Annotated in this window: 17 protein-coding genes; 6 read left to right on the top strand and 11 right to left on the bottom strand. The window is 72.1% G+C overall.

Annotated features, from left to right (window positions below):
- Nucleotides 1–68 precede the first annotated feature (68 nt).
- A complete protein-coding gene (locus ASG94_RS19280) occupies nt 69–926 on the bottom strand; it encodes a hypothetical protein (protein WP_056928107.1) in 858 nt (285 codons plus the stop codon).
- 267 nt (nt 927–1,193) lie between these two features.
- Nucleotides 1,194–2,042 (bottom strand): hypothetical protein, encoded by an 849-nt coding sequence (locus tag ASG94_RS19285; protein WP_156411717.1) that lies wholly within the window; start codon nt 2,040–2,042, stop codon nt 1,194–1,196.
- 128 nt (nt 2,043–2,170) lie between these two features.
- Here ASG94_RS19285 and ASG94_RS19290 point away from each other — a divergent pair, with 128 nt between their 5' ends.
- Entirely contained in the window at nt 2,171–4,042 is a 1,872-nt protein-coding gene (locus tag ASG94_RS19290; RefSeq protein ID WP_056928109.1) for a multicopper oxidase domain-containing protein, read from the top strand.
- Between the two features lie 36 nt (nt 4,043–4,078).
- Here the strand turns inward: ASG94_RS19290 and ASG94_RS19295 are convergent, their stop codons facing one another.
- Genes ASG94_RS19295 through ASG94_RS19315 form a run of 5 tightly spaced genes read right to left on the bottom strand, consistent with a single transcriptional unit; the run spans nt 4,079 to nt 8,274 of the window.
- Nucleotides 4,079–4,714: a GntR family transcriptional regulator gene (locus ASG94_RS19295; protein ID WP_162260844.1), complete on the bottom strand. Its 636-nt coding sequence runs from the start codon at nt 4,712–4,714 to the stop codon at nt 4,079–4,081.
- Between the two features lie 32 nt (nt 4,715–4,746).
- Nucleotides 4,747–5,640 (bottom strand): NAD(P)-dependent oxidoreductase, encoded by an 894-nt coding sequence (locus ASG94_RS19300; RefSeq protein WP_056928111.1) that lies wholly within the window; start codon nt 5,638–5,640, stop codon nt 4,747–4,749.
- Nucleotides 5,637–6,665, bottom strand: coding sequence for an ABC transporter substrate-binding protein (locus tag ASG94_RS19305; RefSeq protein ID WP_056928112.1), 1,029 nt, complete (start codon nt 6,663–6,665; stop codon nt 5,637–5,639). The genes ASG94_RS19300 and ASG94_RS19305 overlap by 4 nt, the downstream gene beginning before the upstream one ends.
- A gap of 41 nt (nt 6,666–6,706) precedes the next feature.
- Nucleotides 6,707–7,516 carry an ABC transporter ATP-binding protein gene (locus ASG94_RS19310; RefSeq protein WP_056928113.1) on the bottom strand — a complete coding sequence of 270 codons (810 nt, stop codon included), beginning with the start codon at nt 7,514–7,516 and terminating at the stop codon, nt 6,707–6,709.
- Nucleotides 7,513–8,274: an ABC transporter permease gene (locus ASG94_RS19315; protein ID WP_200958204.1), complete on the bottom strand. Its 762-nt coding sequence runs from the start codon at nt 8,272–8,274 to the stop codon at nt 7,513–7,515. The genes ASG94_RS19310 and ASG94_RS19315 overlap by 4 nt, the downstream gene beginning before the upstream one ends.
- 98 nt (nt 8,275–8,372) lie before the next feature.
- Between ASG94_RS19315 and ASG94_RS19320 the strand changes: the two genes are divergently transcribed.
- From ASG94_RS19320 to ppdK, 3 genes are all read left to right on the top strand, one after another.
- On the top strand, nt 8,373–9,809 hold the full coding sequence (locus ASG94_RS19320; RefSeq protein ID WP_056928115.1) for a lactate racemase domain-containing protein: 1,437 nt from the start codon (nt 8,373–8,375) through the stop codon (nt 9,807–9,809).
- Nucleotides 9,810–9,855: 46 nt separating this feature from the next.
- Complete coding sequence (locus tag ASG94_RS19325) at nt 9,856–10,599, top strand: NUDIX hydrolase (RefSeq protein ID WP_056928116.1); 744 nt, start codon at nt 9,856–9,858, stop codon at nt 10,597–10,599.
- An 83-nt stretch (nt 10,600–10,682) separates the two neighbouring features.
- On the top strand, nt 10,683–13,355 hold the full coding sequence (gene ppdK / locus ASG94_RS19330; RefSeq protein WP_056928117.1) for a pyruvate, phosphate dikinase: 2,673 nt from the start codon (nt 10,683–10,685) through the stop codon (nt 13,353–13,355).
- 7 nt (nt 13,356–13,362) lie between these two features.
- Here the strand turns inward: ppdK and ASG94_RS19335 are convergent, their stop codons facing one another.
- Nucleotides 13,363–14,262: an EamA family transporter gene (locus tag ASG94_RS19335; RefSeq protein ID WP_056928118.1), complete on the bottom strand. Its 900-nt coding sequence runs from the start codon at nt 14,260–14,262 to the stop codon at nt 13,363–13,365.
- A 74-nt stretch (nt 14,263–14,336) separates the two neighbouring features.
- On the opposite strand from ASG94_RS19335, the gene ASG94_RS19340 reads away from it, so the two are divergent.
- Complete coding sequence (locus tag ASG94_RS19340; protein WP_056928119.1) at nt 14,337–15,221, top strand: LysR family transcriptional regulator; 885 nt, start codon at nt 14,337–14,339, stop codon at nt 15,219–15,221.
- Between the two features lie 110 nt (nt 15,222–15,331).
- On the opposite strand, the gene ASG94_RS19345 is transcribed toward ASG94_RS19340, so the two are convergent.
- Together ASG94_RS19345 and ASG94_RS19350 are read right to left on the bottom strand one after the other, a co-directional pair.
- Nucleotides 15,332–15,631: a cold-shock protein gene (locus ASG94_RS19345; RefSeq protein ID WP_200958205.1), complete on the bottom strand. Its 300-nt coding sequence runs from the start codon at nt 15,629–15,631 to the stop codon at nt 15,332–15,334.
- Nucleotides 15,632–15,747: 116 nt separating this feature from the next.
- The gene (locus tag ASG94_RS19350; protein ID WP_056928120.1) at nt 15,748–16,698 is read right to left on the bottom strand and encodes a co-chaperone YbbN; all 951 of its coding nucleotides are present in this window, start codon (nt 16,696–16,698) and stop codon (nt 15,748–15,750) included.
- 69 nt (nt 16,699–16,767) lie between these two features.
- On the opposite strand from ASG94_RS19350, the gene ASG94_RS19355 reads away from it, so the two are divergent.
- Nucleotides 16,768–17,358, top strand: a complete 591-nt coding sequence (locus ASG94_RS19355; RefSeq protein WP_056928121.1) for a GtrA family protein — start codon at nt 16,768–16,770, stop codon at nt 17,356–17,358.
- Between the two features lie 36 nt (nt 17,359–17,394).
- Here ASG94_RS19355 and ASG94_RS19360 read toward each other — a convergent pair whose 3' ends face one another.
- On the bottom strand, nt 17,395–19,107 hold the full coding sequence (locus tag ASG94_RS19360; RefSeq protein ID WP_056928122.1) for an acyl-CoA mutase large subunit family protein: 1,713 nt from the start codon (nt 19,105–19,107) through the stop codon (nt 17,395–17,397).
- Between the last annotated feature and the right edge of the window lie 20 nt (nt 19,108–19,127).

Raw genomic sequence — 19,127 nt, forward strand, 5'->3', positions numbered from 1 at the left:
CGGACCGCGTAGCAGCATGACTGCGTCGCGGACCGGGACGGGGCCCGGACCGCGACGCAGCGGCCGATTCACCCCAGGTGGATCATCTCGATCATGCCCATGAGCGCGTGCGGCATCCCGTGCATCTTCGGGTCGGGCATGAAGCACAGGACGACGTACTGGCCGGCAGGCAGGTCGTAGTCGACCGTCATGGCGCGGTGCGGCGAGAGCACGTCCGTCTCGAGCGACCCCGACAGCACCCAGTCCGGGTCCGGGCCCTGGTCGCTCTGGAGTGCCTCGAGCACCGTCTCGACGGTGGTGCCCTCGGCGACGCGCTGCATCGACACGAAGTGCAGCACCGGCGTAGTCGCCGTGTTCTTGAACATCAGCGTGCCCTTGGCCGGGATGGTGGTGCTACCGCCCCACCCCGGTCCGTCGGTGGCGACGATCCTGCCGTCGACGTCGGGCGTCCTGGTCTGCCGCTTCGAGCCCACCGTGAACGTCGTGGGCTCGGAGATGCGCCCGCCCCCGGGCATGGCGAAGTAGGTGCCCGGGTGCGGGAAGACGATGCTCCCGGTGTCACCCGGGACCACGCCGCCCAGGGCGTCCACCTTGGCGTAGATGCGCTTGATGGCCTTGGCGTTGTTGGTCTCGAAGCCGTGCAGGTCCTTGAGGAAGCGCGACATCGCGTACCCCTTCTTCAGGGACGCGAAGGTGACCGTGTCGTGGCCCTTGCCCTTGACGACGATCTTGGCGCGCCCCGCGTGCAGGCCCTTGACGCCCTTCAACGAGACTCCGTGCTTGGTCACCGTGGCGGTGATCGTGTGGGTGGCCGCCCTGGCGTGCGCGACCGATGGGACACTCGCGGCCGACGTCGACGTCGGCGCCACGAGAGCCGTCATGCACACCCCGGCGATGGCAGTGCGCGCGAGCAGGTTGAACCGCATGTTTCCCCTCCTTGGCGAAGTCGTGCAGGTCGACGTCCGCCGGCCCCCCGAGCCTCTCCACGCTGGCACGGATCATCGGGGCCGGCGCCCTCGTGCAGGGATTACCGCCGTATTGGGGATGCGCTCGGAACCGTGACCACCCACAATGCCGCAGCCCGAGGCACCAGGTCGCGCACCCTCCTCGCGCTCTGCCGGAACGCAGCGCTGCGCCACGGGCCGGACGGTGTGGTCCGGTCCGTGGCGCAGCCACGGTGCAGCGGGGTTAGCTCACTGCAGGTGGATCATCTCGAGCATCCCCATGAGGGCGTGCGGCATCCCGCCCATCTTGGGGTCGGGGAAGAAGCACATGACCACGTACTGCCCCGGGGGAAGGTCGTAGTCGACGGTCATGCTCTTCCCGGAGCTCAGCGACGCCGTCTCCAGGCTGGCAGGCAGGAACCAGTCGGGCGGGGGCCCCTGCTCCTCGCTCTGCAGGGCAGCAAGGACCTGGTCGGTCGTCGTGCCCTCGGCGACCTGCTGCAGGATCACGAAGTGCGGCGTCGTCGAGTCGGCGTTCTTGAACTTGAACGTCCCCGCGGCCGGGAGGGTGCTCGACCCGCCCCAGCGGGGACCGGTCTTGCCGACGATGGTGCCGTCGACCTTGGGCTGCTTGGTCTGCCGCTTCGCCGCGGCGCTGAACTCACCGTGACCACGCGAGCTGAACGAGAAGACGGTGTAGTCCCCGGCCTTCGGCAGGACGACGGTGCCGCTGGAGCCCGGCTGGACCCCCCCGACGAACGTGGTACGGGCGATCGCCCGCTTGAGCGCCTTCATGTCGCCCTTGTCGCTGGCGGCGACGTCCTTGCGGAAGTCGGCGAAGTCATAGCCCTTCGCGAACATCAGGATCTCCGCGACGCCCTTGCCGGAGACCTTGACCTTGATCCGGCCGGCGTGGAGTCCCTTCGCGCCGTGGATGGTGATCGCCTTCTTGGCGACCTTGATCGAGATGGACTGCATCGCCGCCTCGGCACGTGCCGTGGCGGCCGTCGACGTCGTGGGCACCAGGAGTGGTGCCGCCACCAGCGTGGAGACGCACGCCACGGCGATCCCCGCGCGCGCTGACCTGAGCAACCGCATGAGCGCTCCTTGGATGTGGGAGTGGGATCCCACCGTGCTCCAGCTCGTCGTACGCCGTCAGCGTCGGCGCAGGAATCTCCCCAGCGCTGGGGATGACCCACATGGGGGGACGTGCGTTCACTGACCGGATGGGCATGGGTCCTGCGCGCACCGTGCAACGGAGACGGACCGGCCGGCTGGCCGGCTGGCTGGCCGGCGCGGTCGGGCTCGCCCTGGCCGCAGGAGGCGCGCTGGTCGCGGCTCCCCCGTCACCGCCTCCGGCCGCGGCCTCCGTCGGTGGCACGTCCGTCACCATCCTCATCGAGCGCGGCGACGCCACCCAGGGCTTCTCGACGCCGACCGTCACCGTGGCCGGCGACGGCACCCTCAGCGTCACCAACCTCGACACCTACGACCACACCGTCACCTCCGTGGCCCTCGACTCCGCCGGGGTCCCGCTGTTCGACGTCAAGGTCCTGCACGGCACGACGATGGCGATCCCTGCGGTCGACGGCCTCGCCTCCGGCACCTACGAGTTCTACTGCCGCTTCCACCCCAACATGCGGGGGACGCTCGTCGTGGACCGCGCCGGCGGCGGCACGACCGGGGTGGAGCCCGCGTACGACCAGTCGCTCGTCGTCCCGTCCGTGCTGACCGGGTCGCACCTGCGCCTGCGCATGCGCGAGGCGCACGTGCGCGTCCTGCCGACCGGGCCGCGCACCCCGATGTGGACCTACGCCGGCACCTGGCCCGGTCCCACGATCAGGCGACCGGCGGGCCGCGACACCCGCGTCACCTTCATCAACGACCTGCCTCGCGGCGCCGGCGCCATGTCGGTCCACCTCCACGGCGACCACCATGCGGCGAAGGACGACGGCCAGCCGACCCGGTTCCTCATCCAGCGCGGCCGGTCCCGCACCTACCACTACCCCCTGACCTACGGCGGCGAGCCCGAGCCGAGCTCGTTCTTCTGGTACCACGACCACCGGATGGACCACACCGCCCGCAACAACTGGCGCGGCCTCCAGGGGATGTTCGTCGTCAAGGACGCCGACGGCCGGACGCTGCGGCTCCCGACCGGCGCCCGCGACGTCCCGCTGATGGTGGCGGACCGGTCGTTCAACGAGGGCAACCGGCTGGCCAACCCCTTCGCGGCCGGCCCGCAGATGGTGCACCGCCACGGCGAGATGCGCTTCACGGGCGAGCACGCCCCACCCAACGACGCCACGACCGGCACCCACGTGCTCGTCAACGGCCGCTACCTCCCGCACCTCGACGTGAGTGCCACGCGCTACCGCCTGCGCCTGCTCAACGCATCGAGCGCATCGGCGTACACCTTCGCCCTCTCCGACGGCCGCCCGCTCATCCAGATCGGCACCGGCAACGGCCTGCTCCCGCGACCCGTCGCGCGGCCCGAGCTGCTGCTGGGGCCGGCGCAACGGGCCGACGTACTGGTGGACTTCCACGGGGAGGAGGGCACGCGCGTGGCCCTGCGCTCGGTCCCCCGCACCGACAGCACGGCGGGGACCGGGAGCCGCACCGCGCCGCTCATGCAGTTCCGGGTCCAAGGCGCTGCGCGGGACCCCTCCCTGCTACCGACCCGGCTCCCCACCCCCGAGCTGGTCCGGGCTCCGCGACGGGTCACCAAGACCTGGAGGTTCGACCTCACCGGTGACCCGCGCACCGGGAGCGCCTGGACGATCAACGGTCGCGCGTTCGACCCCGACCGCGTCGACCACCGGGCGCGGCTGGGCACCGTGGAGCGCTGGCGGCTGCGCAACACGAGCGACGTGACCCACTACGTGCACATCCACGCCGAGCAGTGGCGCACGCTGTCCCGCGACGGCAGGCGCCCGCCACCGTGGGAGCGGGGGCTGGAGGACACCTGGAAGCTCGACCCCGGCGAGGTGGTCGAGGTCGCCGCCCGGTTCACGGACTACACCGGAGCGTTCATGATCCACTGCCACATGCTCGACCACGAGGACCACGGGATGATGGCCCGCTTCGACGTCGTGCCGTGACGTGCTGCTGACGTCCGGGCGCGAGAGCGTCCCGGCTCAGCCGAGTTCCTGGTGGCGGGTGAGGACGGCCTGCACGTGGGCCGACGCCGCCGCCTGGGCGGCCTCGGCGTCGCCCATGCGGATCGCTGCGAGGATCGCCCGGTGCTCCGCCAGCGCCTTGCGCGGCCAACGGGAGAGGTCCCCGGACAGCATCGCCACCTGCGCCCGGCCGAGCAGGGGACCGAGCGCCCGGGTGAGGTGCTCGTTGCGGGCGGCGTCGAGCACCGCCTGGTGGAAGGCCTGGTCCGCGGCGATGATCGCCTGCTCGTCGCCGGCCTTGATTGCCGCACCGTGCTCGGCGACCGAGGCGCGCAGCACCGTGAGCAGCGCGGCGTCGCGGCGCCCCGCCGCCAACCGGGCCGCGAGCCCCTCCAGCACACCCCGGACGGCGTAGACGTCGGCGAGGTCCGTGGCGTCCACGCCCGCCACCCGGGCCCCACGGTGGAACTCCTCCACCGCCAGGCCCTCGACCACCAACCGCTGCACCGCCTCGCGGACCGGGCTGCGGGAGAGCCCGAGCGTCTCCGCGAGCACGGGCACGCTGAGGTGGTCCCCCGGCACCAGCTCGCGCGCGAGGATCTGGCCCCGCAGCACGGCGTACACCTGGTCGGCGAGGCGCTGGCGCGAGATCACGGGGTGATCGTCCACGGACACCACGACCTGCCTCAACCGCCACGCCGTACGACGACGCCCGACGCCTCCTCGAGCACCCCCAGAACCGCGATGGAGTCGCGGGCGCCCAGGCCGGCCTCGACCCCGTCCGCGTGCAGCGCCAGCGCGGCCGAGGACACCGGGACGGGCACCCCCGACGCCTCGGCCAGCGTCACCGCCAGGGCGTTGTCCTTGCGCATGAGCGCCAACGAGAAGACCGGGTCGTAGTCCCCGTCCACCGCACGGGGCGCGACGTCGCGGAACAGACCGCTCACCGAGGCGGCGCCGCTGTCGATGACCGTGTCGACGAAGACCCCCGGGTCGAGCCCGGCGGCCGCGGCCACCGCCAGCGCCTCAGCGGTGCCCGCGTTGATGATCGCGAGCATCTGGTTGTTGACCACCTTGACGGTCGCCCCGGCACCGACCGCACCAACCGGCACGACGCGCGCAGCGACCGGCGCGAGCAGCGCGTCGAGGCCCTGGGCCGGGGTGGACCCGCCCACCGGGATCGTCCACCGCCCCACCGCGGCAGGCCTCCCGAGCACCGGCGCGTCGACGTAGGCGGTCCCCCGCTCGGCACAGCGGGCGGCGTGGGAGCGGGAGTCGGCGGGGCCGATCGTCGAGGTGTCCACCACCAGCGCCGGCGGCGCCCCCACCCGCAGCAGCACGCCCAGCACGCCGGCGACGACGGTGGCGTCGGGCAGGGAGAGCAGCACCGTGTCGACGGCCTCTGCCAGGTCCGCCAGCGACGGGGCGACCTCGCACCCGGAGGCCGCTCCCCTCGCGGCGGCCTCCGGGGAAGGGTCGTGGACCACGACGCGGCGGTCTGCCGCGAGGGCGGCCGCGATCGGGCCGCCCATCGCGCCGAGGCCGACCACCCCCACGACACCGGACGAGGAGGACGTCACTCGAGGTGCGCCTTCGCCTGCTCGATGAACAGCGACGTGTCGAAGAACTCCGACGGCTCGACGTACTCCGGCACGCCCCCGAGGTCCACGTAGGCCTGCTCGGCGGTGCCCACGACGTCGAGCACGCTGCCGTCCTCGTACGCCGCCAGCCACTCCTCGTTGGCCCGGTCGGTCTGGCTCTCGACCTGGTAGGTCAGGTCCTCGAGCGTGGCCGCACCGTCGTACGCCTCGGCCTGCACCTTCTCCAGCGAGCCCTCCGGGTCCTCGCGGAAGGCGTCGTTGACGTCGAGCCAGGCGTCGATGATGGTGCGGACCGTGTCCTCGTTGTCGGCGTACCAGTCGTTGTTGGCGATCCAGCCGTCCGCGACCGCGGCGTCGGGGTAGCTGCCCGCGTCGTCGATCTCGGTGGCCTCGGGCAGCGCCTCCTTCACCCTCAGGTCGAAGGGCACCCACAGGGCGATCGCGTCGGCCGAGCCGCCCACGAAGGCTTGGACGGCGTCGGGCATCTTGGCGTTGACGACGTCCACGTCGGCGCGGTCGACACCGGCCTTCGTCAGGGCACGGTGCAGGAAGATGTCGGCGGTGGTGCCCTCGGTCGTCACGACCGTCTTGCCCTCGAGGTCGGCCGCGCTCTGGATCTTGCTGCCGGGAGCGGCGAAGAGGCGGGCGGTGGCGTTCTCGATCGAGTTGACCATGAAGATCTGGCCCTCGCCCTGGGCCGGGAAGTTGGACGTGACGCCGCCCATGATGGCGACGTCGAGGCTTCCGCCGGCCAGCGCCTGGCTCAGCTCGATGCCGGTGGCGAACTCGGTCGCCTCCATGTTGAGGCCGTGGTCGGCCCACTGGCCGTCGATCTGGCCGAGCCAGAGCTTGTCGTCGACGGCGATGGTGTGGAGGTAGCCGACCCGGACGGTGGTGCCGTCCTCGGCCCCGGAGGCGGCGTCGCCACCCTCGTCGAGGGCGCCACAGGCCGAGAGCAAGGTCAGGGCGAGGCCGGCGGCCAGCCCGGTGGTCAGGGCGCGCACCGGCCCGCGGAGTGCACGTCGGGGCGATCGTCGAGATGATCTCATGGGTGTGCCTTTCGGAAGGCGCTCCCCGAGAGGGAGCGCATGACGCCCTCGAGGTGCCCACGCAGCTCGAGGAACTCGGGTTGGAGCCGCGACTCGGGCGAGCGCGGCCACGGGACGTCCACGTCGATGACCTCGTGGACCGTCGTCGGCCGGTTGCCGAGGACGACGATCCGGTGGGACAGGTAGATCGCCTCCTCGACGGAGTGGGTGATGAGCATCGCCGCGCGGCGCTCCGCCTGGCTGGCCTCGTGCAGGAGCTCCTGCATGAACTCGCGGGTCTGGGCGTCGAGCGCGGCGAACGGCTCGTCGAGGAGCAGCACGTCCGGGTCGGTGGCGTAGGCCCGGGCGAGGGCGACCCGCTGCCGCATGCCGCCCGAGAGCTGCTTGGGCAGCGACTTCTCGAAGCCATCGAGACCCATCAGCCCGATGTAGCGCCGGACGCTCTCCTCGGTCTCGGCCCGCGAGCGGCGGTTGCGCTTGAGGGTGAGGCCGAAGGCGATGTTCTTCTCCACGCTCAGCCACGGGAAGATCGCGTACTGCTGGAAGACGACTCCCCGGCGGCTGTCCGGGCGGGTGATCCGCTCGCCGTCGAAGCGGGCCTCGCCGGCGTCGGCCGCCAAGAAGCCGGCCGCCATGTTGAGCAGCGTGGACTTGCCGCAGCCCGACGGGCCGAGGACGCTCACGAACTCGCCGGCCCCCACGTCGAAGGAGACGCCGTCGATGACCTCGACGCGCTTGGCGCCGCGTCCGAAGCCCACGTGCACGTCGTCGAAGGAGATCCGCGCGCTCCCGGTGTCGCCGCTCATCGGACCACCCGCTCCTGCCAGCTGACGGCCCTGGCCTGCACCAGGCGGACCGCGATGTCCATGAGCAGCGCGCAGACGCCGATCAGGAGGATCCCGGCGTACACCTCCTCGGTCCGGAAGAAGCTCGCCGAGCGCTGGATCGCCGCGCCGAGACCGCGCTGGGCGGCGATGAGCTCGGCGGCCACCAGCGTCGCCCACGACACACCCAGCGCGACCCGGACGGCGACGAACATCTGCGGCACCGTGGCCGGGACGATCACCCGTCGGAAGAGCTCGAGGTCGGTGGCGCCGAGGGCGCGCCCCGCCCGGACGTAGATGTCCTCGACCGCGGCGATGCCCTCGTAGAGCACGACGACCGAGGCGAAGAAGGCGGCCCACACGAGCACGAAGAGCCGGGCCTCCTCGCCGATGCCGAGGTAGATGATCACCAGCGGCGTCAGGGCGATCGGCGGCAGCGCCCGGCAGAAGTTGATGATCGGGTCGAACATCGCCCGCAGGGTGGGGAACCACGCCAGCGCGAAACCGACCGGCAACGACAGTGCGCAGCCCACGACCACGCCGATCAGCACTCGCACCACGCTGAGGCGGATGTCGACGAGCAGGCCCTCGGGCTCCCGCAGCCCGGACCAGGCCGTGGCGAAGACCTCACCGGGCGTCGGCACGTCCTTGCCGGTGATGAGGGTGGCGGCCAGCCACCACGCCGCGATCACCACCGCGAAGCCTGCGAACGGCAGGACGGTGCGTCGGAGCGCCGTCACATGTCCTCCTGGGTTAAAGTCGAGCGACTTGCTGCACATTAGCACGCAGATTGGATGTAATGTGTAACAGGCAATTCTCCCGACGTGAAGGGCATCGCATGCAGGTCGAGCTGGAGTACGGCGACGGACACGTCACCGTGGAGGTCCCCGACGACGCGGTGGTGGTCTCCTCCGACCGCACCGACCACGAGCCCGAGCCGCTCGCGGACCCCGTCGCCGCCACCCGTGCCGCGCTCGACGCGCCCCTGGGGTGCGGTCCGATCGCCGACCTCGTGGGTCCCGGCCAGCGGGTCACCATCGCCTTCCCGGACCGGGTCAAGGGGGGCCAGCACGAGACCGCCCACCGGCGTGTCGTCCTGCCCCAGCTGCTCGACGACCTGGAGAAGGCCGGCGTCGCGCCGGAGGACATCCGCCTCGTCTGCGCCATCGGGCTGCACCGCAAGAACCGGTGGGAGGAGTTCGAGGCCTACCTCGGGCGCGACACCCTCGCCCGCCTCCCCCGCGCCAACGTCGTCAACCACGACGCCGAGGACCCCGACGGCATGGTCGACCTCGGGCTCTCCGGGCTCGGCGACCCGGTGCAGGTCAACCGGGCGGTCGTCGACAGCGACCTCACGATCCTCATCGGGCACACGGCCGGCAACCCGTACGGCGGCTTCAGCGGCGGCTACAAGATGCCGGCGACCGGGCTGACCAGCTGGCGCTCCATCGCCTCGCACCACGCGCCGCGCAGCCTCTACCGCGAGGACTTCGTGCCGGTCTCCACGCGCAGCCGCTTCCGCGACCAGCTCCGGGCCATCGGGCAGCGGATGGAGGAGGTCATGCCGCAGCCGTTCTTCAGCGTCGACGCCGTCCTCGACTCCCGCTCCCGCCAGCTCGGCGTCTACGCCGGCCGCATCCCCGAGGTCGAGCAGGCGTCCTGGCCGCTGGCCACCGCACGCACCGACCTGCGCATCGAGTCCTCCTGGGACGGGCCGGCCGACGTCCTGGTGGTGGGCATCCCGCGCACCTTCCACTACGGCCCCGGCATGGGGTCCAACCCGATCCTGATGACCCAGGCGGTCGGCTCGAGCCTCATCCGCGCCAAGCGGGCGCTGGTGGACAAGCCGGTGGTCATCGCCGCCGCCGTGTGCGACGGATGGTTCAACAGCACCGAGTTCCCGCCGTACGAGGCGGCCTTCGAGCGCCTGCAGGCGTGCCAGCACCCGGCCGACATGGTGCAGCACCAGGAGGAGCTGGCCACCGACCCCGAGTGGGTCTACCGCTACCGCCACCACTACGGCTACCACCCGTTCCACGCGTTCTCGATGGTCTACGTCGGGGGGATCGCCCGCGAGCACTCCTCGCAGTTCTTCCTCGCCGGCGCGAAGCGTCCCGACCTGGCGCGCGCGATGGGGGCGCGGACGACCGCGACCGTGGAGGAGGCGCTGCGCGAGACGGCGGCCGCCCTGGGCCGACCGCCGCGCGTCATCGTCGTACCCGCCCTCTCCCAGCCCGCCTTCCACCTCACGGCCGGAGGTGCGGGGACGTCGTGAGGACGCGCCCGGTCGCGCCCGTGCACCCGCTGGCTAGGGTGGCCGCGTGAGCCAGCCGATCACCGTGACGACCGTCGCCGAGGGGGTCGCCCGCCTCGTCTGGAGCACCGACACCACGATCGACGAGGTACGCCGCGAGGTCGCCCGCGCGCTCGTCGACCACCCCCGCGTCGAGACCCTCGTCGACCCCGACGACCAGGCGGCCCAGCGCACCGCGACGTGGTCGGGGATGCACCGCGAGGGCGTCATGCGCGGCGTGACCGTCGAGGACGGGCCGGTGGACCGCATCGTCTACGCCCGGCTCGCGACCGACGCGTCGGTCAACGAGCCCGGCGGCTTCCGGGCCCTGCTCAACTCGTTCCTCCCGCGCAAGCGGGCGATCAGCCAGGTGCTGGTGCGCGACCCCGACGACCGGGTGCTGCTCTGCCGGCTGACCTACAAACAGGACTGGGACCTGCCGGGCGGCGTCGTCGAGGTGGGCGAGTCCCCCCGGCTGGCCGCGGCCCGGGAGGTCGAGGAGGAGCTCGGCCTCACCCTGGACCTCGGGCCCCTGCTGCTCACCGACTGGCTCCCGCCGTGGGGCGGCTGGGACGACGCGATCTGCCTCGTCTTCGACGGCGGGGTGCACGACGCCTCGGTCCTCGACCGGGTCGTCAAGCAGGAGCGCGAGATCCGCGACGTACGGTTCTGCACGCCCGACGAGGTGCGCGAGCTGGCCGCCGACTTCACCACCCGTCGCGTCGAGGCGGCCCTGCGGGGCGAGGGCGACTACACCGAGTCGGGACGCTGACGTACCGCACCCCTCCCTGATTTGCGGGACTCGTCCCTGCGCGGCACTGCCCAATCGGGCGCAGGAGGAGCAAGATGCCTGGGATGAACACCTGGGTCTACGACTTCGCCGACGGTGACCGCGACCAGAAGGACCTGCTCGGGGGCAAGGGGGCCAACCTCGCCGAGATGAGCAACCTCGGGCTGCCCGTCCCACCGGGCTTCACCATCACCACGGAGGCCTGCCGGGCCTACCTCGCGCACGGCGCCGAGCCCGACGGGCTCGCCGACCAGGTGAGCACGCACCTCTCGTCACTCGAGTCCGCGATGGGCCGACGCCTCGGCGACCCCGACGACCCGCTGCTGGTGAGCGTGCGGTCGGGGGCGAAGTTCTCGATGCCCGGGATGATGGAGACGGTCCTCAACATCGGGCTCAACGACGCCTCGGTGGCCGGGCTGGCGCGGCAGAGCGAGGACGAGCGGTTCGCGATGGACTCCTACCGCCGGCTGCTGCAGATGTTCGGCGGCACGGTGCTGGGCATCCACGGCGAGCACTTCTCCGACGCCCTCGACGCGGCCAAGGACGCCAAGGGGGTCACCGACGACCTCGACCTCGACGTCGAGGACCTCAGGACCCTCGTCGAGACGTTCAAGGGCATCGTGCGCGAGCACGCCGGCATCGAGTTCCCGCAGGACCCGCGCGAGCAGATGGACCGCGCCGTCCGCGCCGTCTTCGACTCGTGGAACACCGACCGCGCCGTGCTCTACCGGCGCCAGGAGCAGATCCCCGAGGACCTCGGCACGGCCGTCAACATCCAGGCGATGGTCTTCGGCAACCGCGGCATGACCTCGGGCTCGGGCGTCTGCTTCACCCGCGACCCCGCGTCCGGCGACCAGGGCGTGTACGGCGACTACCTGCAGAACGCCCAGGGCGAGGACGTGGTGGCTGGCATCCGCAACACGGTGTCGCTGGCCGACATGGCGAAGGTGGACCAGAAGTCCCACGACGAGCTGCTCGAGATCATGTCCACCCTCGAGCACCACTACCGGGACATGTGCGACATCGAGTTCACCGTCGAGCAGGGCAAGCTCTGGATGCTGCAGACCCGGGTCGGCAAGCGCACTCCCGAGGCGGCGTACCGCATCGCCGTGCACATGGTCGACGAGGGCCTCATCGACATGGACGAGGCGCTGCGTCGGGTCACCGGCGACCAGCTGGCCAACCTGATGTTCCCGCGCTTCGACGCCGGCGCCGACAAGACGCTGCTGGCCGTCGGCATGAACGCCTCCCCCGGCGCCGCCGTGGGCAGGGCCGTCTTCGACTGGGCGACCGCGGTGGAGTGGGCCGAGCAGGGCGAGGACGTCATCCTGGTCCGCAAGGAGACGACGCCGGAGGACCTGCACGGGATGATGGTGGCCCGCGGCGTGCTCACCAGCCGAGGCGGCAAGACGTCGCACGCGGCGGTGGTCGCACGCGGCATGGGGCGCACCTGCGTCTGCGGGGCGGAGGCGCTCGACGTAGACACCCGCGAGGGCGAGTTCACCGTCCGTGGCGGCCCCACCATCCGGGAGGGCGACGTCATCTCGATCGACGGCTCGACGGGCGAGGTCTTCGACGGGGCGGTGCCGGTGGTCGACTCGAGCGTGGTGCGCCACTTCGAGGGCGACGAGACCGACCAGCCGGTCGTCGAGGCGGTGGCCCGGCTCATGGAGCACGCGGACTCGCTGCGTCGCCTGCGCGTGCGCACCAACGCCGACACCGCCGGCGACGCCGCCCGCGCGCGTCGCTTCGGCGCCCAGGGCATCGGCCTGTGCCGCACCGAGCACATGTTCCTCGGTGAGCGGCGCCAGCTGGTGGAGAACCTCATCGTCGCCGAGGACGAGGCCGGCCAGGAGGCGGCGCTCGGCGAGCTGCTGCCGCTGCAGCGGGAGGACTTCCTCGCGATCTTCGAGGCGATGGGCGGGCTGCCGGTCACCATCCGGCTCATCGACCCACCGCTGCACGAGTTCCTGCCCGACCTCACCGAGCTCTCGGTCGCGATGGCGGTCGCCGACATCCGCGGCCACCGCAAGAAGCGACAGCGCAAGCTGCTCGCCGCCGTGCAGCGGCTGCACGAGTCCAACCCGATGCTCGGCATGCGCGGCGTCCGCCTGGGCATCGTCATCCCCGGCCTGTTCACCATGCAGGCCCGCGCGATCCTCGAGGCGGCCGCGCGGTGCATCCGCGAGGGCGGGCAGGCCGAGCCGGAGATCATGATCCCGCTGGTCGCGAGCGTGCGCGAGCTCGACCTGGTCAAGAAGCGCATCGTCCAGATCGCCCACGACGTCGAGGCCGAGCTGGGGGTCGAGATCCCGCACAAGATCGGCACCATGATCGAGCTCCCCCGCGCGGCGATGACGGCGGGAGCGATCGCGGGGTCCGCGGACTTCTTCTCCTTCGGGACCAACGACCTGACCCAGATGACCTGGGGCTTCTCCCGCGACGACGTCGAGGCGTCGTTCTTCAGCAACTACCTGGAGCAGGGCGTGTTCCCGGTGTCCCCGTTCGAGTCGCTCGACGTGGAGGGCGTCGGAGCGCTCGTACGCCGCGCCGTCACCGACGGGCGGGCGGCCAACCCCGACCTGCACCTCGGCGTCTGCGGGGAGCACGGCGGCGACCCGGCCTCGATCCACTTCTTCGACGAGGTGGGCCTGGACTACGTCTCGTGCTCGCCGTTCCGCATCCCGGTGGCACGCCTCGAGGCCGGCCGGGCGGCGCTGGCGGCGAGGGGGACGTAGCCGAGCGTCACGGCGCCGCGGTGAGGACGGGCTCCTCGTCGCGGCGCGTGACGGCGGCGCGGGGTCGCAGCGCCACCAGGGCGCCGACGAGCAGCAGCACCCCGCCGCCCGTCTCGGCCGCGTTGGGCACCTCGTCGAGCAGCAGCCACGCCGACACCATCGCCACGACCGGGGCCAGCAGCACCCACGGCACCACGGCGCCGGACGGCCAGCGGGCCAGCAGCCCGGTGAAGATGCCGTAGCCCACCAGCGACGCCAGCCCGGCCGTGTAGAGCGTCGACACCGCGGCCTGCCACGTGAAGCCGGTGAGGGCTGCGCCCGCCGCGGCGGGCCCGTCCACCAGCAGGGAGAGCCCCAGCAGCGGCACCGGAACCACCAGGGCCGACCACACCGTGAGCGACAGGCCGCCCGCGACCCCCGCGGCCCGGGCGACCACGTTGCCGACACCCCACGACAGCGCGGCCGCGAGGCAGAGCAGGAGCGCCGCGACCGGTACGTCGCCACCCCGTCCGGCGCCGACCACGACGAGGCCGAGCGTGCCGAGCGCGACGCCCACGACCTGCGCCGTCGTGGGCAGCTCACGGAGCACACCCGCCGCGATGGCGATCGTGAAGACCACCTGGGCCTGCAGCACGAGGGCGGCGAGACCCGGAGGCATGCCGGCGGCCATCGACACGTACAGGAACCCGAACTGCCCCAGGGACATGAAGGCACCCACGCCGAGGATCGCGCGCCACGACGCGGCCGGTCGGCGGACGAGGAAGACCGCCGGCAGCAGCACGGCGGTGAACCGGACGGCCGCGAAGAGCAGCGGCGGGACGCCGTCCATCCCCCAGTCGATGACCACGAAGTTGAAGCCCCAGATGGTGGCGACGAGAGCGGCGAGGAGGGAGTCACGCAGGGTCACGCGCCCCAGTCTGGCCGCACCCGACGATGAAGCACCAGCAAATCGTCGGACCCCTGTCGATGTAGCATCGCTGCATGATCGATCTGGCCGCCCTGGCCTCGCTCCGTGCGGTGGACACCCACGGCTCCGTGGTCGCCGCGGCCGACGCGCTGGGCTACACGCCGAGCGCCGTGTCGCAGCAGGTCAAGCGGCTCGAGCGCCAGGCCGGGGTGAGCCTGCTCGAGCGGGTGGGTCGCGGGGTGATGCTCACCGGCGCCGGCCGGCACCTGGTCGACGCGGGCGACCGGCTGCTGACCGACCTCGAGGGGCTCGAGTCGTCGCTGCTCCGCGACACGGGACGGGTGGCCGGCCACCTGCGCGTCGCGGCGTTCTCCACCGCGATGCGTGGCCGCGTGGCGCCGTCTGTGCGGGCCCTCCTCGACACCCACCCGGACCTCACGCTGACCCTCGCCGAGCACGAGCCGTGGGACACCGTCGACCTGGTCGCGACCGGTCAGGTCGACCTCGGCGTCGTGCACCGCTGGGGCGACGTGCCGCTGGACGTCCCCGCGCACGTCGTGGCCACGTCCGTGGGCAGCGACGTCGCGGACGTGGTCGTGCCCCGCGGCCACCGGCTCGCCGGCCGGACGCGCGTCTCGCCGCACGACCTGATCGACGAGGCCTGGATCGCCACCCCGGAGGGGACGATCTGTCGCCAGTGGCTCCGACGCATGTACGACGGCACCGGCCGCCTGCCGCGCATCGCCCACGTGGCGCGGGAGTTCGACAGCCACCTGGCCCTCGTCGGCGCGGGGCTGGGGATCGCACTCGTCCCCCGGCTCGGCCGATCTCCCCTCGGCGACGACGTCGTCGCGGTCGCCGCACACCGGCCGACCCCGACCCGCGAGCTGATGGTCCTGCACCGCGCGTCGATGGGTGAGTCCCCCGCCGTCCGCGCCGTGGTCGCCGCGCTGTCCTGACCCGCCGCCCGTGCCGGAGCGCCCGACGCCGAGGTTGGGTGTGGCTTCGGTGTCACCAAGTGGCACCGATGCCACACACAACTACGGACGAGACGCGGTGTCGTCGGGTGTCACGCGTCGTCGAACGTGATACGCAGCTCCGAGCGAAAGGCCGTCGAGTCCCACTCGGAAGGCTCGGTGCGGACCGGCGCCGCCCCGGTCGGCCAGACCTCGACCGACCGGTGGGAGAACCCGTCCTGGTCGACCACCTCGAACGTGAACGTCACCGGCTGCCCCACCCTCAGGGTCAGTTGCCCCGCCACGAGCACGGACGAGAAGTGCGCCCAGCAGCCGCCGGGGGTGGCCTCGGAGTCGATCACTCCCCAGCCCTCGTCGTCGTGCCACTCGCGCACCACTCCCTGCACCGTCACCCGGACAGTGTGGCCCCGCGGCGTGTCGCACGTGCCGAAGTCGTCAGGAGGCGGGAAGTCCCGCTCGGCCCGCCTCGGCGCCGGGACTTCTGCACGTCCGACACGCCGGGGTGGACTCAGAAGAGCGCCGAGGCCAGGTTCCGGCGCCCGGCGAGGACCCGCTCGTCGTCGTTTCCGACCGCGGCGAAGAGGCCGAGAAGGTGGTCGCGGGCCTTGGTGCGCTCCGCGTCCGAGGTCCGGGCGACGAGCGCGACGAGCCGGTTGAAGGCGTCCTCGACATGGCCGCCGAGGAGGTCGAGGTCGGCGACCAGCGTCTGCGCGTCGACGTCGTCGGGGGCGTCGGCCGCCGCTGCTCGCGCGGCGTGCAGGTCGGCGCCCTGGGTGCGCTGGAGCACCTTGGCCATGGCCAGCCCGGCCGCGGCCTCGGTGTCGGCCGGGTTGGCGTCGACCAGCTTCTGGTACTCCGCGACCGCCCGCTCGATGTCGCCCTCGCCGAGCGCGTCCTGCGCGGCGGCGTACCGCGGGTCGCCCTGCGGCTCCTCGTCCTCGCCGGCGGGAGCGGCGCTGGAGCGGGGCTGGTGGCGACCGGAGATGCCCTGGGCGGTGAGCTGCTGGCCGAGCTGGCCGAACAGGGTCTCCAGCTCCTCGCGCGAGAGCGCGCCGGGGATCGGCTGCGTGACCGGGCGGCCGTCGAGGATGACGAGCATCAGCGGCACCTGCGGGATCTGCATCGCCTGGGCGATCTCCGGTGCCGCATCGATGTCCACGAGACCCGCCAGCAGGCGCCCCTCCTGGCCCTCGACGACGGCGGCGACGTCGGCGGCGTACGCCTCGCTGCCCGGCGCCTGCGCCGCGGAGTGGAAGACCAGCACGACCGGGGCGGTCATCGACTCCTGCAGCATCTGCTGGAAGTTGTCCTGGGTGACGTCCACCGAGTACGACGACGCACCGGCGCGAGGCGCGCCGGGAGCCGCACCGCCGGTGGGAGCCGAGGCGGGGGCGGACGCCGGCCGCTTCAGGCCGGACAGGTCGATGGCACCGGGACGGGAGAACGGCTGCTGGGTCATGGCCCCATTCTCTCCACAGACCCGTGAGGCGGTCGAACGGGCTCCCGCTTCCCCCGCTAGCCTCCTCGCGTGAGCGTCGTCGCCAGGATCCTCGGACGCCACGCCCACAACCTGGTGCTGCTCACCCGCTTCGGCCTCGTCGGGGCCAGCGGGGTGGTCGTCAACCTGCTCGTGCTGGTGGCGCTGCGCCGCCTCGGACCGCACTTCGAGGACGTCGTCGTCGGCCTCCCGGCCTCCGAGTTCAACGTCCGCTGGTACCACCTGTACTCGACGATCGCCTTCCTCGTCGCCAACCTGTGGAACTTCCAGCTCAACCGCAGCTGGACCTTCCGCAGCGTCGACCACTCGCGCTGGTGGCGCGAGTACTGGCCCTTCCTCACGGTCGGCCTCGCCGGACAGGCACTCGGCCTGGTGCTGCTCACCGTGCTGCTCCACCCCGGCTCGCCGCTGGCACTCCCGCGGTCGGTGCTCGACGACACCAGCGGCCTGCGCAGCCGCCTCTACTGGGGGCAGCTGACCGTGATCGCCGTCGTGACGCCGCTCGGCTTCGTGCTCAACAAGCTCTGGACCTTCGGCGCCGTCCGCGCCCACCACCGCGAGCTCGGCGACCCCGTGCGCACCCACGACCTCACGGGCGACCCCGACGAGCGCGCCCGCTAGAAGCGTGCGGGCTCGCGGCGCTGGACTGCTCGCCCGCTAGAAGCGTGCGGGCTCGCGGTAGACCCCCCACTCCGCGCGCAACGCGTCGCAGATCTCCCCGAGCGTCGCCTCGGCACGCACGGCGTCGAGCATCGCCGGGATCATGTTGTCGTCGGTGCGACCGACCTCGACCATCCGCTGCACGGCGGCGGACGCCGCGGCATCGTCACGCCGGCCACGCCGCTCGGCGAGCAGGCGCACCTGCTCCACCTCGACCTCGTGGCTGACGCGCAGGATCTCCAGGTCGTGGGTGACCGACTCCTCGTGGCAGTTGACGCCGACGATCCGCTTGTCCTTCTTCTCCAGCGCGACCTGGTACTGGAAGGCCGCCTCGGCGATCTCGGACATGAACCAGCCGCTCTCGATGCCCTGGAGCAGGCCCTTGGTCATCGGGTCGTCGCCCGTGCGCGCCGCGGCCGCGAGGCCCTCGACGTCGTCGTGGGTCAGCGTCGAGCCGCCCATGGCCAGGATCTTGTCGAAGATCGCGTTGGCCTCGGCCTCGATCTTGTCGGTGAGCGCCTCGACGTACCAGCTGCCGCCCAGCGGGTCGGCGACGTTGACGACGCCGGTCTCCTCCATGATCACCTGCTGGGTGCGCAGCGCGATCTCGGCGGCCTGCTCGCTCGGCAGCGCCAGCGTCTCGTCGAGGGCGTTGGTGTGCAGCGAGTTGGTGCCGCCCAGGACCGCCGACAGCGCCTCGATGCCGGTGCGGACCACGTTGTTGTAGGGCTGCTGGGCGGTCAGCGAGACCCCGGCCGTCTGGGTGTGGAAGCGCAGCCACTGCGCCTTCTCGGTCTTCGCGCCGTAGACGTCACGCAGCCAGCGCGCCCAGATGCGACGGGCGGCGCGGAACTTGGCGATCTCCTCGAAGAAGTCCACGTGGGCGTCGAAGAAGAACGAGAGGCCGGGCGCGAAGACGTCGACGTCCATGCCGCGCGACAGCCCCAGCTCGACGTACCCGAAGCCGTCGGCGAGCGTGAACGCCAGCTCCTGCGCGGCCGTCGAGCCGGCCTCGCGGATGTGGTACCCGGAGACCGAGAGCGGCTTGTACGCCGGGATCTCGGCCGCGCAGTACTCCATCAGGTCGCCGATGAGCCGCAGGTGCGGCTCGGGACCGAAGAGCCACTCCTTCTGCGCGATGTACTCCTTGAAGATGTCGGTCTGCAGGGTGCCGTTGAGCGCGCCGGTGTCGACGCCCGCCCGCTCCGCGGCCACGAGCATCATGCAGAACACCGGGACCGCCGGGCCGCTGACGGTCATCGACGTGGTGACCTGGCCGAGGTCGATGCCGTCGAAGAGCACCTCCATGTCGGCGGCGCTGTCGATGGCCACCCCGCAGTGGCCGACCTCGCCGAGCGACTTCGGGTCGTCGGAGTCGAGTCCCATCAGCGTCGGCATGTCGAAGGCGACGCTGAGACCGCCGCCCCCACGACCCAGGATCATCTTGTAGCGCTCGTTGGTCTGCTGGGCGTTGCCGAAGCCGGCGAACTGCCGGATCGTCCAGGTGCGACCGCGGTAGCCGGTCGGGTACAGGCCGCGCGTGTATGGGAACTGGCCGGGCCACTCCCCCTCGTCGGTGCCGTACGCCGGGTCGACCTCGACGCCGCTGAGCGTGGTGAAGTCGACGTCGCGGGTCCGCGACCCGTCGTAGCTCGCCTGCCAGCGCTCGCGTGCCGAACCGGTGTCGTGGCTGCCTGTGTCCTGGGTCATACGGGCAATAGTAGGACGTC

This window comes from Nocardioides sp. Soil805, from assembly GCF_001429625.1.
GTDB lineage: Bacteria > Actinomycetota > Actinomycetes > Propionibacteriales > Nocardioidaceae > Nocardioides.

Coding starts and splice junctions, on each gene's coding strand:
- ASG94_RS19280 (WP_056928107.1), bottom strand. CDS start 926: ATGCGGTTCAACCTGCTCGCGCGCACTGCCATCGCCGGGGTGTGCATG.
- ASG94_RS19285 (WP_156411717.1), bottom strand. CDS start 2,042: ATGCGGTTGCTCAGGTCAGCGCGCGCGGGGATCGCCGTGGCGTGCGTC.
- ASG94_RS19290 (WP_056928109.1), top strand. CDS start 2,171: ATGGGCATGGGTCCTGCGCGCACCGTGCAACGGAGACGGACCGGCCGG.
- ASG94_RS19310 (WP_056928113.1), bottom strand. CDS start 7,516: ATGAGCGGCGACACCGGGAGCGCGCGGATCTCCTTCGACGACGTGCAC.
- ASG94_RS19320 (WP_056928115.1), top strand. CDS start 8,373: ATGCAGGTCGAGCTGGAGTACGGCGACGGACACGTCACCGTGGAGGTC.
- ppdK (WP_056928117.1), top strand. CDS start 10,683: ATGAACACCTGGGTCTACGACTTCGCCGACGGTGACCGCGACCAGAAG.
- ASG94_RS19340 (WP_056928119.1), top strand. CDS start 14,337: ATGATCGATCTGGCCGCCCTGGCCTCGCTCCGTGCGGTGGACACCCAC.
- ASG94_RS19350 (WP_056928120.1), bottom strand. CDS start 16,698: ATGACCCAGCAGCCGTTCTCCCGTCCCGGTGCCATCGACCTGTCCGGC.
- ASG94_RS19360 (WP_056928122.1), bottom strand. CDS start 19,107: ATGACCCAGGACACAGGCAGCCACGACACCGGTTCGGCACGCGAGCGC.